Origin of the sequence: Phocaeicola massiliensis B84634 = Timone 84634 = DSM 17679 = JCM 13223 (assembly GCF_000382445.1) — a bacterium.
GTDB classification, from domain to species: Bacteria; Bacteroidota; Bacteroidia; order Bacteroidales; family Bacteroidaceae; genus Phocaeicola; species Phocaeicola massiliensis.
Genome location: NZ_KB905472.1, coordinates 2,481,623 through 2,497,808, shown reverse-complemented (window position 1 = coordinate 2,497,808; position 16,186 = coordinate 2,481,623). Strand labels below are relative to the sequence as shown.

The 16,186-nt window shown below is 44.2% G+C and carries 13 protein-coding genes; 6 read left to right on the top strand and 7 right to left on the bottom strand.

From position 1 onward, the window contains the following. Position 1 precedes the first annotated feature (1 nt). Positions 2-283, top strand: a complete 282-nt coding sequence (locus HMPREF1534_RS08510; protein ID WP_005940791.1) for a DUF2089 family protein — start codon at positions 2-4, stop codon at positions 281-283. After that, positions 283-873 (top strand): hypothetical protein, encoded by a 591-nt coding sequence (locus tag HMPREF1534_RS08515; RefSeq protein ID WP_005940788.1) that lies wholly within the window; start codon positions 283-285, stop codon positions 871-873. Before HMPREF1534_RS08510 ends, HMPREF1534_RS08515 begins: the two co-directional genes overlap by 1 nt. Positions 874-940: 67 nt before the next feature. Here the strand turns inward: HMPREF1534_RS08515 and HMPREF1534_RS08520 are convergent, their stop codons facing one another. The 4 genes from HMPREF1534_RS08520 to HMPREF1534_RS08535 are packed head-to-tail and all read right to left on the bottom strand — an operon-like array spanning position 941 to position 4,807. After that, complete coding sequence (locus tag HMPREF1534_RS08520; protein ID WP_005842565.1) at positions 941-1,714, bottom strand: prephenate dehydrogenase; 774 nt, start codon at positions 1,712-1,714, stop codon at positions 941-943. Between the two features lie 4 nt (positions 1,715-1,718). Then, complete coding sequence (locus tag HMPREF1534_RS08525) at positions 1,719-2,786, bottom strand: bifunctional 3-deoxy-7-phosphoheptulonate synthase/chorismate mutase type II (RefSeq protein ID WP_005940785.1); 1,068 nt, start codon at positions 2,784-2,786, stop codon at positions 1,719-1,721. Positions 2,787-2,805: 19 nt separating this feature from the next. Further along, positions 2,806-3,990: a pyridoxal phosphate-dependent aminotransferase gene (locus HMPREF1534_RS08530; RefSeq protein ID WP_005940784.1), complete on the bottom strand. Its 1,185-nt coding sequence runs from the start codon at positions 3,988-3,990 to the stop codon at positions 2,806-2,808. After that, complete coding sequence (locus tag HMPREF1534_RS08535; RefSeq protein ID WP_005940783.1) at positions 3,965-4,807, bottom strand: prephenate dehydratase; 843 nt, start codon at positions 4,805-4,807, stop codon at positions 3,965-3,967. Before HMPREF1534_RS08535 ends, HMPREF1534_RS08530 begins: the two co-directional genes overlap by 26 nt. Positions 4,808-5,171: 364 nt before the next feature. Here HMPREF1534_RS08535 and HMPREF1534_RS08545 point away from each other — a divergent pair, with 364 nt between their 5' ends. After that, the gene (locus HMPREF1534_RS08545; RefSeq protein WP_005940781.1) at positions 5,172-5,465 is read left to right on the top strand and encodes a hypothetical protein; all 294 of its coding nucleotides are present in this window, start codon (positions 5,172-5,174) and stop codon (positions 5,463-5,465) included. Positions 5,466-5,508: 43 nt separating this feature from the next. Here the strand turns inward: HMPREF1534_RS08545 and HMPREF1534_RS08550 are convergent, their stop codons facing one another. Continuing rightward, positions 5,509-5,877 (bottom strand): winged helix-turn-helix transcriptional regulator, encoded by a 369-nt coding sequence (locus HMPREF1534_RS08550; RefSeq protein WP_005940780.1) that lies wholly within the window; start codon positions 5,875-5,877, stop codon positions 5,509-5,511. A 187-nt stretch (positions 5,878-6,064) separates the two neighbouring features. Between HMPREF1534_RS08550 and HMPREF1534_RS08555 the strand changes: the two genes are divergently transcribed. Together HMPREF1534_RS08555 and HMPREF1534_RS08560 are read left to right on the top strand one after the other, a co-directional pair. After that, on the top strand, positions 6,065-6,592 hold the full coding sequence (locus HMPREF1534_RS08555) for a DJ-1/PfpI family protein (RefSeq protein ID WP_005940779.1): 528 nt from the start codon (positions 6,065-6,067) through the stop codon (positions 6,590-6,592). 97 nt (positions 6,593-6,689) lie between these two features. Next, positions 6,690-7,865 carry a MalY/PatB family protein gene (locus tag HMPREF1534_RS08560; RefSeq protein WP_005940778.1) on the top strand — a complete coding sequence of 392 codons (1,176 nt, stop codon included), beginning with the start codon at positions 6,690-6,692 and terminating at the stop codon, positions 7,863-7,865. A gap of 218 nt (positions 7,866-8,083) precedes the next feature. Here the strand turns inward: HMPREF1534_RS08560 and HMPREF1534_RS08565 are convergent, their stop codons facing one another. Further along, a complete protein-coding gene (locus HMPREF1534_RS08565; RefSeq protein ID WP_005940777.1) occupies positions 8,084-10,090 on the bottom strand; it encodes a RagB/SusD family nutrient uptake outer membrane protein in 2,007 nt (668 codons plus the stop codon). 21 nt (positions 10,091-10,111) lie between these two features. After that, the gene (locus HMPREF1534_RS08570) at positions 10,112-13,342 is read right to left on the bottom strand and encodes a SusC/RagA family TonB-linked outer membrane protein (RefSeq protein WP_005940776.1); all 3,231 of its coding nucleotides are present in this window, start codon (positions 13,340-13,342) and stop codon (positions 10,112-10,114) included. Between the two features lie 601 nt (positions 13,343-13,943). Here HMPREF1534_RS08570 and HMPREF1534_RS08575 point away from each other — a divergent pair. Further along, positions 13,944-16,145 carry a glycosyl hydrolase family 95 catalytic domain-containing protein gene (locus tag HMPREF1534_RS08575; RefSeq protein WP_372588038.1) on the top strand — a complete coding sequence of 734 codons (2,202 nt, stop codon included), beginning with the start codon at positions 13,944-13,946 and terminating at the stop codon, positions 16,143-16,145. The last annotated feature ends 41 nt before the right edge of the window (positions 16,146-16,186 follow it).

Below are 16,186 nucleotides of genomic sequence, written 5' to 3'. Positions count from 1 at the left end.
TATGGGAGAAATAAAGAAACGTTTGCCGTTGCAATGCCCTGCGTGTGATGCACCGTTGAGGGTGGGCAGGCTTTTCTGCGAAGAGTGCCGCACGGAGGTGTGCGGGGATTTTGAACTGCCTGTGCTGGCACGGCTTTCGGATAAAGAGCAGCAGTTTATTCTTGCTTTTGTCAAATCGAGCGGAAGCTTGAAGGACATGGCGAAAAGTATGGGTGTCAGTTATCCTACGGTGAGAAATATCTTGGACGATTTAATTGATAAACTTTCTAAAATGAATGAGTAATGGGAAATAAGATGATAGACAAAGCGGTGAATCCGTTTATACAGATTGCCGGTGCGCGGGCATTGGCATGGGGAGCGTTGGGATTGCTGGTTTCTACTGTGATATGTTATTATGCCGGCTATCATTATCATGGGTTGCTTCATTTCGGTCCGGCGTCCAATCCTGCGTGGTGGTGCTATGCAGCAGAGCATCTGATTGTGTGGCTGATACCTGCTTTGTTGTTTTATTTGGGCGGCAAGGTATTCTCGCACTCCCGCATTCGGGCAATCGATGTGTTGGGAACCGTATTGTTTGCAGAGCTGCCTTTGCTCGGCATGACTTTAATCTATCTGACGCCTCCCATGCAGATGATGGCAAACATGGATATGAGTATGTCTCCTCAGGAACTATTGGCACAGTCTTTTATCTTGCCGGCTGTGATTCTGTCGTTGTTGGGCATTCCGTTTCTGTTGCTCACCCTTGTGTGGTTGTTCAATGCTCTGAAAGTGTCGTGCAACCTGAAGGGGTGGCATTTGTGGGCAGTGGTACTTGTCGGCATCTTGGGCGGTGACGTGTTGTGCCGCATGTTGATAAGCCATCTTTACGGATGAAATAAAAAAGAGGATGCCAAAAGTCTTGTTGAAGCTTTGACATCCTCTTCTATGTTATACCGATGCGTTATTTAATCTTTTCTCGAATCTTGCTAAGATAGGCACGCATCCCCGCAGCATCTTTCTTGTTGATGATATCCAACAGCTCATTTAATTCTGTACGGATACCTTCTACCTGTGCAGGGGTGCGGGGATTGAATAAAATTTCCTGCAACAGGTAGTCGTCTTCGTTCAATACTCCTTTGGCTATCTTCATGTGACGTTTGAAAGTAGTACCGGGAGCGTCCTGATGCTTCATCACTGCCGCAAAAACGAAAGTGGAGACAAAAGGGATGGACAGCGAATAGGCCACTGTCTCATCGTGCTCTTCAAAGGTATATTCAAAGATGTTCAGACCAAGGTTTTGGTATAAGTCCTTGAAGAAGATTTTACCCAGATGGTCGCCTTCGCTGATGATGATGGCATTTTCGGTGCTCAGTTTGTCAAGGTTGGCAAATGTGGGACCGAACATGGGATGGGTAGATACATAACGGAATCCGCATTGGTCATAAAACTCTTTCAGTCCGGTCTTTACCGAGGCAATATCGCTGATGATGCAATCCTTGGGGAGAGCGGGCAATACTTGGTGAAAAGCATCCAGCGTATATTTCACGGTTGCCGCATTGATAACCAGTTCGGGCTTGAATTCTTCAATCTCTTCGAGTGTGGTATATCGGTAGGTGTTGTAAACGAAACGAAGGCGTTTCGGGTCTACATCAAATACAGCGGTTTCGTGCTGGAAGCTCAATACATCGGTAAAGAAGGAGCCCATTTTACCGGCTCCTAAAATTAATATTCTCATCGGTTTACTTATTTATGATTTCCATTTGTTGCCTTACGCTTTCTTCATGGATGGCTTCGAATACTTTTTTAATGAATTCTGAATCCATGCCGCACAATGAACCTTGTGCACCGCGCTTGTCCAGAATCTCATTGTAACGACCTGTCTGTAGAATGGTCATATCATGTTCTTTCTTGAATGTACCGATTTCACGGCAGACACGCATACGTTTTGCCAATACCTCGATAATCTCATTGTCGCAATCATCGATTTGGTTACGCAGTTCACCCAGATTTTCAGTTGTTTGGGTTTCTTTGCGGATGACCAACAGATTCAGGATGTAGTCCAGCACATCGGGAGTGACTTGTTGGGCGGCATCGCTCCATGCACAGTCGGGATTGCAGTGTGATTCTACGATTAAACCGTCAAAACCTAAATCCATCGCCTGCTGGCAGAGGGGAGCTACCAACTCGCGTTTGCCACCGATATGGCTGGGGTCACAGAAAATAGGCAGTTCGGGAATGCGGCGGCGCAATTCGATAGGGATATGCCATTGGGGTAGGTTACGGTAAATCTTTTTATCATAAGAAGAGAATCCGCGATGGATAGCACCCAGTTGCTTCAAACCTGCATTGTTGATGCGCTCGAAAGCTCCAATCCACAATTCAAGGTCAGGGTTGACAGGGTTTTTAATCAATATAGGAATATCCACACCTTTCAGAGCGTCAGCGATTTCCTGCACGGCAAACGGGTTGGCAGTGGTGCGTGCGCCAATCCAAAGCACATCAATACCTGCCTTTAAACATTCGTAAACGTGTTTGGCAGTAGCCACTTCGGTGGCAACATACATACCGGTTTCCTGTTTCACACGTTTCAGCCATGCCAGGCCATCTACACCGATGCCTTCGAAACCTCCCGGTTTGGTACGCGGTTTCCAGATGCCGGCACGGAAAATCTTAATGCCTTTATTGGCCAGCATAGTGGCTGTATCCATTACTTGTTCTTCGGTTTCGGCACTACATGGGCCGGCGATAATCATCGGGCGTTTCTTTTCAATTCCCGCCAGTTCGATGGGTTTTAAATCTAATTCCATAAATCTATCTTGTTTTTTATTACATTATCTTTTTAATTCTTTCCAGTGCTTCTGCCAGTTTATCCTCCTTGGCACAGAGGGAGATGCGGATATAGCGTTTGCCGTTGCTGCCGAAGATGAAGCCCGGAGTGATGAACACACGTGCTTCGTGCAACACTTTTTCGGTCAGTTCTTCTACATCATTGTAAGATTCGGGAATGCGTCCCCAAAGGAACATACCTACCTGATTGGGATCAAAGCTACAACCGAGTACTTTCATAATCTCTTCTGCCAGTTGGCGGCGACGGCTATATACATTGACGTTCGCTTCTTCGTGCCATTCCACACTGTTGTTGTAAGCTTGTGCGGCGGCCAGTTGCATGGGGCGGAAAGTTCCTGAGTCAATATTACTCTTTATTTTCAATATCCATTGTACAAACTGCGCATTGGTGGCGAGCATTCCCACACGCCAGCCGGGCATGTTGTGGCTCTTGCTCATAGAGTTGAACTCGATGCAGCATTCTTTGGCTCCGGGCACATTGAGAATACTCAGTGGTTTCTTGTTCAGGATAAAGCTGTATGGGTTGTCGTTTACAATCACAATATTATGGCGGCGTGCAAAGTTTACCAGCTTTTCATACAGTTCCATCGTGGCGTTCGCTCCGGTCGGCATATTGGGATAGTTGGTCCACATAATCTTGACGCGGCTCAAGTCCATCTGCTCCAGTTCATCAAAATCGGGTTGCCAATGATTGTCTTCGCGCAGGTTGTAGTTCACAATCTCACTGCCCAATATTTTATTTAAAGAGGTGTAGGTAGGATACCCCGGATTGGGAACCAATACCTGATCACCCGGATTGACCAATGCCAGCGTCACATGCAGGATACCTTCTTTGGAACCGATGAGCGGCTGGATTTCGGTTGCCGGATCAAGCTCTACATGATACCAACGCTTGTACCAGTCGGCCATGGCTTTGCGTAATTCAGGAATGCCGACAGTAGGTTGGTATCCGTGCGCATCAGGACGCTTTGCTTGTTCGCACAATACATTGACGGTTTCTTCCGAAGGAGGCATGTCAGGGCTTCCGATACCCAAACTGATTACATTCTTACCTTCGGCATTCATTTGTGCCACTTCTTTCAGTTTACGGCTGAAGTAGTATTCGCTAACATTCGCCAGACGGTCTGCCGGCTGAATATTATATGGTTGATGTTCCTTCTGCATATTCTCCTAATATTTTAAGTTCTTTAGTCAATGGTGAAACGGCGTCGATAGACTGCTTGTATCTTAAATAATCATTGAAAATTACGTCTACATAGAACAGATATTCCCATTCGCGGCCTATAATCGGTAATGATTGAATCTTGGTCAGATTTATTTTATAGAAAGAAAAGATAGAGAGCACTTGCGACAGGCTTCCTTCGTTGTGGGGGAGGGAGAAGACGATATTGGCCTTGTTTACTTTCGAACGTTCACGTAAGTCATCGGCTTTCCATGGGTCGGCCACTACAAGGAAACGCGTGAAGTTGTGTTTGTTTGTTTCGATGCCTTCTTCCAATACTTTCATTCCGTACAAATCGGCGGCGTATCTGGAGCAGATAGCGGCGTGTCCTTTCAGATTTTCCCGTTTGATGGCTTCCGCACTTCCTGCCGTATCTTCCGTTTCTACTATTTTCAGTTTGGGATGTTGCATCAGGAATTCACGGCATTGTGCCAAGGCAACAGGGTGGGAGTTGACTTCTGTCAGTGTTTCCCAATTGTCATCCGGCAAGCACATGAAGCTGTGTTTGATGCGTAGTTTGTGTTCGCCGACAATGGTCATGCCGCTTTCGCGCAGTAACTCATAGTTGTGCAGCAAACTGCCTGCAATGGTGTTCTCGATAGCGAGCATACCAATTACATTGCTATCCTGCTTTATGTTCGCAAAGACTTCTTCGAACGTGGAACAGCAGATTAGTTCGATCTCTTCTCCGGGGAAGAACTTGTGGGCGGCAATGTCGTGATACGAGCCCGGTACACCTTGTATTGCTATCTTTTTCATTCGTATATATATATTATAAAAAAATCCCGCTTCTGCCGGAAGCGGGATTTCGTTGTTATTATCGCATTGTTTTAATCATTGTTTAACGTACACATACAAACTCCCGCTTCACTTTGTTGCTAAAGTAAAAGTAATAAAAGAAAAAGAAGTATGTATTGTATAATGCTTTCATTTTGTTCTCATTGTTATTGAATACGCTGCAAAAGTAATACTTTTCTAGCAAAAACAAATAAATAAGAAGTTTTTTTTCAAAAATATTTTTTCTTTGTCTCAATAACTTGTATTCTGGAATAAATAAAGTATATTTGTGAATAGACAGGTCTGCATTGTCGGCTATCATTATTCATTAAATAAAGTAGGGTGTATGGGAACTCTGGGATGCATCAATGACATGATGCGGCGTGATAAGGAAAACAGGGAGCTTCGCCGGGCGAGTCGCGAACGGCTGAATGAGACAAGGAATCGTCTGCTTGATGTGAAGGGCAAACGTTCGGAGTGTAATGTGTCTTATGAGCAACTGGAGCATATTGCCCATGAAACCCGGGAATGGGAAGAAAAGGAGCGCAACAGTTTTCTTAAAGGTAAATTGGTTTTCATCACTTTGCTTGCAGGTATTGTTTTATTAATAGGGACAGTTCTTGCCCTATTCTGCAAATGAACCATGTCCGGTTATGGAGGTATATTCTTTTCTCCCGGTCACTTTACATGGGTTTCTGAACTGAATCATTTTTTTCTCTGCTTTCCATAATCCCCGGCATTTGCTGCAAAGCCCAATTGACCAGTCCTTCAAGGTGGGGTATCAGACTCAGTCCTCTTTCCGTCAGGCAGTATTCAACTCGTGGCGGAACTTCGGCATATACCTTTCGTTTTACCAGACCGTCAGATTCCAGTGTGCGTAAAGTGACGGTGAGCATTCGTTGTGATACATCGGCTATCGTTTTGTGAATATCACTGAACCGCATGGTTCCATTGGTATGTAGTGTGATAAGAACCAGCATGGACCATTTGTCTCCAAGACGGCTGAGCACGTCTCGTATGGGACAATTACCGTTAGGATGGAAGTTTTGCATTTTTTAATCTTTTGTATGTTCTTGTTGTTCAATAACGGTTACTTCTGTGTAACCAGCTTATGCTGAAGTGCGTTCTTGTTTTTATGAAAGAGGCACGTTACATTTGTGGCACAAAAGTAATAAACTTACTAAAGATAACTATTGTTTTAACAGATATATTAATTGTTTTATTTAATGCATTAAGATTATGGCAAAGAAAGTAGCAGTTTTGGCAGTGAATCCGGTGAATGGATTCGGTTTGTTCCAGTATTTGGAAGCCTTTTTTGAGAATGGTATATCTTATAAGGTATATGCAGTGGCGGAAACAAAGCAAATTAAAACGAATTCGGGTGTTGAATTGGTGGCAGATGATATAATTGCGCATTTGGTAGGACACGAAGATGAATTTGATGCTGTGGTATTTTCATGCGGAGATGCAGTTCCTGTGTTTGCACAGAATGCAGATAAACCTTATAACATTGATTTGATGTCCGTACTGAAGGCTTTTGGTGAAAAAGGTAAAATATTGATAGGTCATTGTGCGGCAGGTATGTTGTTTGATTTTGCAGGAGTAACGGAAGGTAAGAAACTGGCAGTGCATCCGTTGGCAAAGCCGGCCATCACCAAGGGGCAGGCAACAGACGATAAATCTGTGGTTGATGGCAATCTTTTTACTGCACAAGATGAAAAGTTTGTATGGACAATGATGCCTGAAGTATTGAAGGTGCTTAAATAATGAAGTTGATGAACAAGGACGGAAAATCTTCCGTCCTTATATGGATTGTTGCGGACTTTTTCTATATATTTGAATTCGATTTTAAAAGATACAAATAATGAAATACGATTTTGATAAAGTAATAGACCGCAACGGTACTGCCGCCGTTAAGCTGGAAGAGGCGAAGGAAGTGTGGGGACGTGCGGATTTGATTCCTTTGTGGGTGGCAGATATGGATTTTGGTACAGCTCCTTTTATTGTGGATGCCATTCGTAAACGCTGTGAATGTGAAGTGTTGGGTTATACGGGGAAACCTGACAGTTACTATCGGGCAATCATTAATTGGGTGAAACAACGCTATGATTTGGATGTCACAAAAGAGATGATAAACTTTGTTCCCGGCATTGTTCCCGGTATCGGTATGGCAATGAACAGCTTCACCCGACCGGGAGATAAGGTGATGATTCAGCCGCCCGTCTACCATCCTTTTGCTTGGGTAACGACCCGCAATGAGCGTACATTGGTTACTAACCCCCTGAAATGGGAGAATGGCATGTATCGAATGGATTTGGATGCCTTTCGCGAACAGGTAAAAGGTTGTAAACTGTTTATTTTATGCAATCCTCATAATCCCGGTGGCGTGGTGTGGACAGAAGACGAACTGCGCACAGTGGCAGAAATCTGTTACGAAGAAAAAGTGTTGGTGTTCTCTGACGAAATTCATGCAGACTTAACTCTTCCTCCTTACAAACACCGTCCTTTTGCTACTATCAGTGAAAAGGCAAAGATGAATTCGGTGACATTTATGTCACCCAGTAAGGCGTTTAATATGCCGGGGCTGGCTGCTTCTCATGCCATAATCTTTAATGAGGACCTGCGTGCGCGATTCCGTAAATTTATGGATGCCGGTGAATTGGACATGGGGCATGTATTTGCTTTCCTTTCCGTGGAAGCGGCATATACACACGGAACGGAGTGGCTTGACCAATGTTTGGCTTATATACAGGGAAACATTGATTATGTTGACAATTTCCTGAAAACTCATGCACCCAGGATTAAAGCCATTCGTCCGCAAGCGTCTTATTTGGTTTGGCTTGATTGCCGTGAACTGGGATTAAACCAGGAAGCACTAAACGATTTCTTTGCAGATAAAGCGCATCTGGCATTGAATGACGGAGCGATGTTCGGAAAGGAAGGCACAGGATATATGCGTCTGAATGTGGCAAGTCCGCGTTCTGTGATTGAGCAAGCGATGAAGCAATTGGCTGAGGCTTATCAAGAAATGTCTTTTTAGAAATTAAAAAGGGTGTGTCAAAACTAAACCGGTCTATCAAATCATCAACTGTAGGGGCAGGGTTTGCCTGCCCCTACCGATGACCACGACCTTGGGAGTAATACACAAAGCAAACTGTTTTCGGGCGAGCGAACCTCGCCCTACTAACAAAATGACAGTATTATCAACGTTTAGACACAATCCCTTTTTTGAGTATAGAAAATTATTTCCTCGTATTATTATTTTAATGGAGGCATATTGGGTTCTGTTGGCCAATATGGATTTTGATAGATGGGTGAGTTCTCAATGGAACCGCCGCCTGACGTGATATCCATATCTTGAATTCTGTATGGTTCCAGATAGTGAGCCATAGCCCAGCGATAGCCGTCTTTAGCCAGGTTGTTGTTATTCTTTTCATAAGGACGCAAGTATGGACTGATAGCCGGGTCAGAAACATTGGCTTTAGGATTATCCATACCATAAACCAGTTGCGAAGTACCGTCTTCATTATCGTACCAATGCTGCATGCTTCCCCATAATTTGAAACCTTCAATGTGATATGGAGTGGAAATCATCTGATCCATAGCTCTCCAACGCATCAGATCCATATAGCGTAAACCTTCTGCCATCAGTTCGCAGCGGCGTTCGCGACGGATGTTGTAGAGGGTCGGGTCTATCAGTTTGCCTGCCGAATAAGCTCCCCAGTCATTAAGCGCTTCTTTAGCCATGTCGGTGGCAGCGATGGTTTTATTATAGTCTGTATCTACATGAGAACGTTTTCTTATCTGTGTCCAATAGCTTTGGGCAATATTGTCTAAAGAACCATTCTTCTCATAACATGCTTCTATATAGTTGAGCAGCGCTTCTGTGCCACGGAATATCAGTGCGCCGGTATAGCATAGCCCGTTACCTAAATATTTTTGGTCATAATTATTTCCTTTGCGGAGTGCATATCCGGTAGAATATCCTTTTTCTGCATTATTGTTAAGGATTACCGGGAATGGTTCGATAGGCACTGCCATATCACCTTCTGCCGATTCGAATAAAACATTTATTTGTCCCGGTTCTTTTAAAAAGATATGTAAACGTGAGTCGCGACCTTTACGGACATCGGATATAGTTTCATCTCCTTGATATCCGCTGCCTGCTGCATAGACGGGCAAGCCGTTTGCCATCAGGAATCCGTTTACCATGCCGCGTGTAACACCTATTCCATAGTTCCCGTGTTGGGCGGCTGTTGCGACACCGTGTGTCAATCCCAATGCTTTGCTGTATGGACGCCACAAGAGTACTTCGCTGTAGTCCGACATATCTTCATCTCCGAACATATCCATGTAGGGGTTGGCCGGTTCGGAGATGGCCTGTTGTATTGTTCCGGTGTTTTCAACCAGTTGGGTTGCGTCGGCCACTTCCTTGGCTGCGTTCATGGCTTCTGTCAGGAAGAAGTCGATTTCTTTATCGATATCTCCTGTCGGATATTGATAATTAGCATTATATTCTTTACTTTTTCCCGGCCATTCCGGTCCGTTGGGAACGAAAGGAGTATCTTTGAAGTATTTCAGCCAAGTACCTTCAAATAGAGCTACACGTGATTTCATCAGCAGTGCACACTCACGGTTGATTCGGGTTTTTTCTGTTCCCTTTCCCGAAGACATCATCTCGATGGCGGAATCCAAATCCGATAGAATGAAGCGTGCCACTTCGTTACGTGGTGAGCGTTTGCTGGCTTCTACCAACGGTTCCATTTGGTCGGGTAGGGTAGCCTTGACAATAGGGAAATCACCGTATGAACGGAGGCGTTTGAAATATTCGTATGCGCGCATGAAATACATTTCTCCGATGTATTGGCGTATTTTCTCTTCTGCTCCGGAAATGGTGCCGGCTTCAAACTCTGGCAATACTTTTTCAAAGAAGTAGTTACAACTATAAATATTTCCAAAGCTATATGAGCCTCCCGAAGATTGAGAAGTTTTCCATTGTCCGGGAATGTATCGGTTGTTATAACCGAAACCCGCTTGATTGTCTGTGTGGTTGTCTTCTCCATAAAGTCCGTATCCGTAGGCATGTCCGGGAAGTATGTCTGTATAGAGTTTGTTGGCATAGGCTTCCAGCTGGGATTCATCTTTCAGATATTTTTCCGGTGAAACGGAAGACATCGGTTCTTGGTCCAAAAAATCGTTGCAGGAAGTCATGAAGCCCAAAACGGCGACTCCGGCTACATATTTGAATATATTACTATGTTTCATAATTATTGTTTTTTTTAATGATTATAAGGTTACGTTCAATCCCACAGAGAATGTCCTGCTTAACGGATATGCATTTCCATTGTATTCGTCTCCACCGCCGATTGTTTCAGGGTCGAATATCTTGGTTAGTGAGGTTCCGGTCCACAAGTTCTCACCTGATACGAATATGCGTAATTTAGATACGGCAAATTTCTTGGTGAGAGATACCGGCAGGGTATATCCGAATTGAAGGTTTTTCAGACGGATATAAGAGGCATCCTGCAAGTAACCGGATTGTGTCTGCTTGTTTTTGTCGGAACCAAAGATGGGGCGCGGATAGTAGGCATCCAGATTGGTCGGCAAATCATTTGAAGGTTCGGCTCTGAAGTAATCGGCATGTTCTACAAAGCCGGTAGAATGCCACAATGAGGTGGCTCCCCAAAAGTATGCACTGCCTTGCCAGTAGTCGCGTTTCATTACTCCCTGGAAGAATGCACGGAAGTCGAAACCTTTCCAATCTGCATTCAGGTCAATACCGAATTGATAGCGAGGTTTGTTGTTGCCGAGTATTTTTCTGTCGCCCATGTCATCATACTTATTGCCTCCGCCGTCTATTTTACCGTCACCGTTTAAGTCTTTATACATGATGTCGCCGGCTTCCCAGTTGGAACCAAGGGCGTTTTGTCCTCCATTGGGAAGAGAAGCCAGATGTTCTTCCATCTCTGCGTCAGATTTAGCTATACCGATAGTTTCATAACCGTAAATGTCTCCCAGCATTCTACCTTTTCTATATTTGTCCAATGTATTGGTAGGATTCGGGTAACGGGTGATTTCTGTTTGCGAATCTGATAGAACGAATTTGATTCCATAACCCAGTCCGTTTCTCAGACGATCTTGCCAAGCTATTTCTAAATCGAAACCATAAGTTCTCAAGTCGGTATTGTTGGTCTTGGGTACGCTTAAGCCAAGGATGCTCGGAAGTTCGGGGGCAGGGCCTATCATGTCTAGTGTTTCGCGGGTATAATAATCGAACGAACCGGTCAGACGGTTATTGAAGGCACCGAAGTCAAGACCGATATTCCAATTGCGTATGCGTTCCCAGCCCATGGTAGAACTAATCAATCCGGGAACTGTAGCTGTATTGGGCTTGATACCGTTTTGTATCCAACCGCCGCCACCGGCAGAAACACCTAAGGTTTGGTAAGTGGGATACCATGATTTGGTATTCTGGTTACCTAATTCTCCATAAGAACCGCGTAATTTCAAGGTCCCTACATATTCGCTCAATGATTCCCAGAAGTTTTCGCGGGCAATGTTCCAACCGAGAGAGAATGAAGGAAACCAGTTCCAGCGTTGTTCGCGGCGGAAACGTGAGGTACCGTCATAACGGATATTGACTTCTGCCAGATATTTGCCTTTGTAGTCATAATTGATACGTCCGAAGAAACCGGCGGTAGACCAAGCTGCGCGCGAACCGTTTACGGAAGGAGTTACTACTTTTCCGGTATAATCCAGTCCGGTGGTAATATCAATTTCAGGTAATTCGGGTACGATAATACCTTTGCGGGTCGCACCGAATGTTTGTTGTTTCATTTCTTCGGCTTGAAAACCAATCATACCTTTAAAGTTATCTCCCGATTCAAGGCTGTGCGAATATTCCGTATAAGCATTGAAGTTCATATAGTTCTCTTTGGTTTGGTCTTCATGAGCTTCTGTGTCTTGATAATAGCCGATGGGGTATGGATTTCCTTGTACATCGTGATTATACAAAGTCTGTGTATCCCAGTGGTTGTTCACAGTATTGATTCTGTAGTTAAAGTCCACATGGGTAATCCAGTTCTTTATCGGTTCAAGAATAAGAGATATTTGCTGATATATATTGTCTGTTTGAATGTTGTGTTTTCCACCATCACGGAGGGGGAGTGCCGGAGAAGGAGAGTGGAACATGTATCCGTTGGGGTCATATACAGGCAGTGTGGGCCAGCCTTGGCGTGCCAAGTCGCGGAATAATGCATTGGTCAGATAGGCAGGACGATGAAAATCTTCGCGTGTAAAGCGGCTGGTATAATTCACTTTTGCCCAATCAGTCAGTTGTGCATTGATTTTTCCGGTACCGGTATAACGTTTGTAGGTATCTTGGTTGAATTCCATCAATCCTTTTTGATCCATGAAGTTACCGGATATATAATAATTGACTTTGTCATTACCACCACTGAAACTCAGGTTATGTTCTTGTGAGGATGTCCATTCGCGATATATCACATCATACCAGTCTGTATTTGCATTACCGCCGGCATATCCGTCGAGCCAGTATTTATTGTTGGCATCAGCTAGAACTCCGTCGGTAATTTTACCATCTTGATAGTCTTTGATGCGTTGCAGGTGTTCTGCATTAAAATAAGCTCCTGCTCCCGAATTGATATTTGCATCGTTGTAGAAAGTGGCAAATGTATATGAATCCATTTGCTTGGGAATTCTTACGGGCTGTCCCCAGCGGAAGTTATTATTATAGTTTATGGTCGTTTTTCCGCTCTTTCCACTTTTGGTGGTTACCAAAATTACACCAAAGGGTGCACGCGAACCATAGATAGAAGCGGCTGCGGCATCTTTCAGGATAGAGATATTTTCAATATCCTGTGGATTGATGGAGTTGATGTCTCCTTCCATGCCGTCAATCAACACTAGCGGACTTGCATCAGAACCATCGCCGATAGTTCCTGTACCGCGGATACTCATGCTCATCTTATTATCCAATGCACCGCTGGTAGTGGTGATTTGTAATCCCGGTACTACACCCTGCAGGGCTTGTACAGCATTTTGTACGGGGCGGGATGCGAGTGCTTCTGAGTCTACGGTACCTACGGAACCGGTCAGGTTGACTTTCTTTTGTGTACCAAAACCTACCACTACTACTTCATCCAAGGTCTTGGTGTCTTCTTGTAGCATGATTTTAAGGACGGATTGTCCGGTATACTTTACTTCTTTCGTAGTATATCCTACAAATGAAATCTGTAGGATACTTCCTTTTTTTACTCCTTCCAAGGTGAATCGTCCGTCAATGTCGGTGGTTGTTCCGTTTGTTGTTCCTTTAACAACAACCGTAGCTCCGATAACAGTTCCCAAGGCATCTTCTACAGTACCTGTAACTTTCCCGTTTTGTTGGGAAATACTTGTTCTAGGCTGATTAGGCATCTGTTCTGCCATACCGGTTACCGGAAAACTTAAGGCTCCGGCTAGCAGAATAAGCTTCATAGCTTGATTTTTCTTTAGCATAATATTAGTTTTTAATTAAGATTAAAAATATTTCTTTCTGAGAAGTTGTTTTGATGACGGCAAAGTTACAATGAATGAAATAAAGACGTAAAAGAAGTTAATGGTATGAATTGGAGAATTCGGTACTTGCATAAAAGATAATTATAAAAAACGGATATGATGGAATGTGCTCATTATGAGTGTGTAAGCTATACATTATTATATAAGGGCAGAAGGATGGAACGGTAACATTAAAGCTTTTCCTCCGCCGGACTAACGTTTTCTGATTGCCATGTTAGTACGTCCTGCCGCAATGGAACGTACGTCCTGCTGCAATGGAACATACGTCCTGCTACAGTGGGACGTACTGGTTGTTGGCAGATAAAGCCTTAGTGTGAAGTAAGAAAAAGCTTAGGAGTCCGTTCCGGATTGCCAAGCATGTCTGTTGCTGTCCATTTTCTACATGTTTTCTTTCCATTTATTCCGAATTTGTTAAAAGTAAGTTTGGAATTTAGAGCCTTGTTTTCATTTGATTTGTGTATGTTTGCAAAAGATTCTTGAATTTGATATACTGAATGACATGAAATTGAAAACGATATTTGTACTAGGTCTGGTGGCGGGAATGATGAGTTGCAGCACTCCGGCAGATTATTGTCCCGTTACGGCATCAGGTAATGATTTGGTCTTTCCGGCTTTGGCACAAAGTTGGGATGAAGGCATTCCATTGGGAAACGCCACGGTAGGTGCGTTGGTATGGGAGAAAGATACCGCCTTGCGCTTTTCCTTGGACCGTACCGATTTGTGGGATTTGCGTCCGGCAGATAGTCTGTCGGGGAATAATTATCGCTTTGCATGGGTCAAGGAACATATCCGTAAGGGTGATTATCGGCCTGTGCAGAAGAAATTCGACGAACCCTATGATAGGATGCCTGCTCCTTCCAAAATACCGGGAGCGGCTTTGGAGTTTCCGTTGACGAAACTTGGAAAGCCTGTACAAGTACGTTTGTATCTGGATAATGCTTTGTGTGAAGCTACTTGGGCAAATGGTACTCAAATGCAAACATTTGTTCATGCTACAGAACCGGTGGGGTGGTTTGTTTTTAAAAATCTGACTACGGAGCTGGAGCCTGTGTTGGTGGCTCCTCGATATAGGCAAGAGGGGAGCAGTGCCGAAGCAAGTCCGGTTTCGGGACAGGATTTGCAACGACTGGGATATGAGCAGGGAAGTGTAATCCGTAAAGACAATGAATTGGTGTATCATCAGAAAGGATATGGAGATTTTTCTTACGATGTGGTGGTGAAATGGGAACGGCAGGGAAATACACTGTATGGAACGTGGAGCATTACGTCTTCCTTGAGCGGAGAACAGGCAGAAGAAGAGACGTCGACTGCTATGCTCCGTGGCCTGGCAAAGGACTATAAAGCGCATCTTGATTATTGGGAACATTATTGGGCACAGTCGTCTGTTTCTCTTCCGGACAGTATTTTGCAAAAACAATATTATAATGAGATGTATAAGTTCGGTTCGGCAACTCGTGAAAATTCTTATCCTATTTCTTTGCAGGCTGTATGGACTGCCGATAACGGTAAATTACCACCATGGAAGGGGGATTATCATCACGACCTGAATACACAACTCAGTTATTGGCCTGCGTATGCGGGCAATCACTTGTCTGAGGGGTTGGGATATCTGAATACATTGTGGAATCAGCGTGACACTTACAAACGCTATACTCGCCAATATTTTGAAACAGAGGGTATGAATGTGCCCGGGGTTTGCACCCTGACGGGAGAACCTATGGGAGGATGGATTCAGTATGCCATGTCTCAAACGGCGGGAGCTTGGTTGGCACAGCATTTTTATTTGCACTGGAAATATTCTGCCGATAAGGAGTTCTTGAAAGAAAGAGCTTATCCTTTCTTGAAGGATGTAGCTGTATACATGGAGCAAAATTCGATTGTCGACAGCAAAGGATTTCGTCGCTTGGAGTTCAGCTCAAGTCCCGAAATTTATGATAATTCATTGCAGGCATGGTTCAAGGATATGACAAATTATGATTTATCGCTGATGCATTTCCTGTTTGGTGCGGGGGCGGAGATGGCAAATGAACTGGGAATAAAGACCGAAGCAGCGCATTGGAATAAATTGAAAAGCCAATTGCCTGATTTTGATTTGGATAATGAGGGAAGCCTTACGTTTGCCAAAGGATTTCCTTATAATGCATCTCATCGTCATTTCTCTCATGCATTGGCCATTCATCCGCTGGGCATCATAGACTGGAGCGACGGCGAAAAGGCGCAACGAATCATTCGTGCCACTTTAAAGAAAATGAATGATTACGGACCGGATTATTGGACCGGATATACATATAGTTGGTTTGCCAATATGCAGGCGCGTGCATTCAACGGTGAAGAAGCAGCAAAAGCATTGAGAACTTTTGCCGAATGCTTCTGCTTGAAAAATACGTTCCATGCCAATGGTGACCAGTCTGCCAGCGGGAAATCGAAGTTCACATATCGCCCTTTTACGCTTGAGGGAAACTTTGCTTTTGCTGCAGGCATACATGAAATGTTATTGCAGAGCCATACGGGAGTGATACGGGTCTTTCCGGCAGTTCCCGAAAGTTGGAAGAATGTATCTTTTAACAACCTGCGGGCCATGGGAGGTTTTCTTGTCTCGGCGGCTCTCAAGGATGGAAAGGTTGTCCGACTGGAAATTTACGCTGAAAAAGGGGGCCGTCTTGCAGTCTTTTCTCCTTTTGAGCATAAAGTGGTGGAATATGATACTCAGCCGGGCAGTCGGATAGACTTAGCAGTGGAATAAATGAAGAAATCGTTTTATATTTGTATTACAAAGAAATAAAG

What these genes read in the sequence shown, in the direction of transcription:
- HMPREF1534_RS08545 (WP_005940781.1), top strand. Translation starts at nt 5,172, where the DNA reads ATGGGAACTCTGGGATGCATCAATGACATGATGCGGCGTGATAAGGAA.
- HMPREF1534_RS08560 (WP_005940778.1), top strand. Translation starts at nt 6,690, where the DNA reads ATGAAATACGATTTTGATAAAGTAATAGACCGCAACGGTACTGCCGCC.
- HMPREF1534_RS08565 (WP_005940777.1), bottom strand. Translation starts at nt 10,090, where the DNA reads ATGAAACATAGTAATATATTCAAATATGTAGCCGGAGTCGCCGTTTTG.
- HMPREF1534_RS08550 (WP_005940780.1), bottom strand. Translation starts at nt 5,877, where the DNA reads ATGCAAAACTTCCATCCTAACGGTAATTGTCCCATACGAGACGTGCTC.
- HMPREF1534_RS08535 (WP_005940783.1), bottom strand. Translation starts at nt 4,807, where the DNA reads ATGAAAAAGATAGCAATACAAGGTGTACCGGGCTCGTATCACGACATT.
- HMPREF1534_RS08520 (WP_005842565.1), bottom strand. Translation starts at nt 1,714, where the DNA reads ATGAGAATATTAATTTTAGGAGCCGGTAAAATGGGCTCCTTCTTTACC.
- HMPREF1534_RS08530 (WP_005940784.1), bottom strand. Translation starts at nt 3,990, where the DNA reads ATGCAGAAGGAACATCAACCATATAATATTCAGCCGGCAGACCGTCTG.
- HMPREF1534_RS08515 (WP_005940788.1), top strand. Translation starts at nt 283, where the DNA reads ATGGGAAATAAGATGATAGACAAAGCGGTGAATCCGTTTATACAGATT.
- HMPREF1534_RS08570 (WP_005940776.1), bottom strand. Translation starts at nt 13,342, where the DNA reads ATGCTAAAGAAAAATCAAGCTATGAAGCTTATTCTGCTAGCCGGAGCC.
- HMPREF1534_RS08510 (WP_005940791.1), top strand. Translation starts at nt 2, where the DNA reads ATGGGAGAAATAAAGAAACGTTTGCCGTTGCAATGCCCTGCGTGTGAT.
- HMPREF1534_RS08555 (WP_005940779.1), top strand. Translation starts at nt 6,065, where the DNA reads ATGGCAAAGAAAGTAGCAGTTTTGGCAGTGAATCCGGTGAATGGATTC.
- HMPREF1534_RS08575 (WP_372588038.1), top strand. Translation starts at nt 13,944, where the DNA reads ATGATGAGTTGCAGCACTCCGGCAGATTATTGTCCCGTTACGGCATCA.
- HMPREF1534_RS08525 (WP_005940785.1), bottom strand. Translation starts at nt 2,786, where the DNA reads ATGGAATTAGATTTAAAACCCATCGAACTGGCGGGAATTGAAAAGAAA.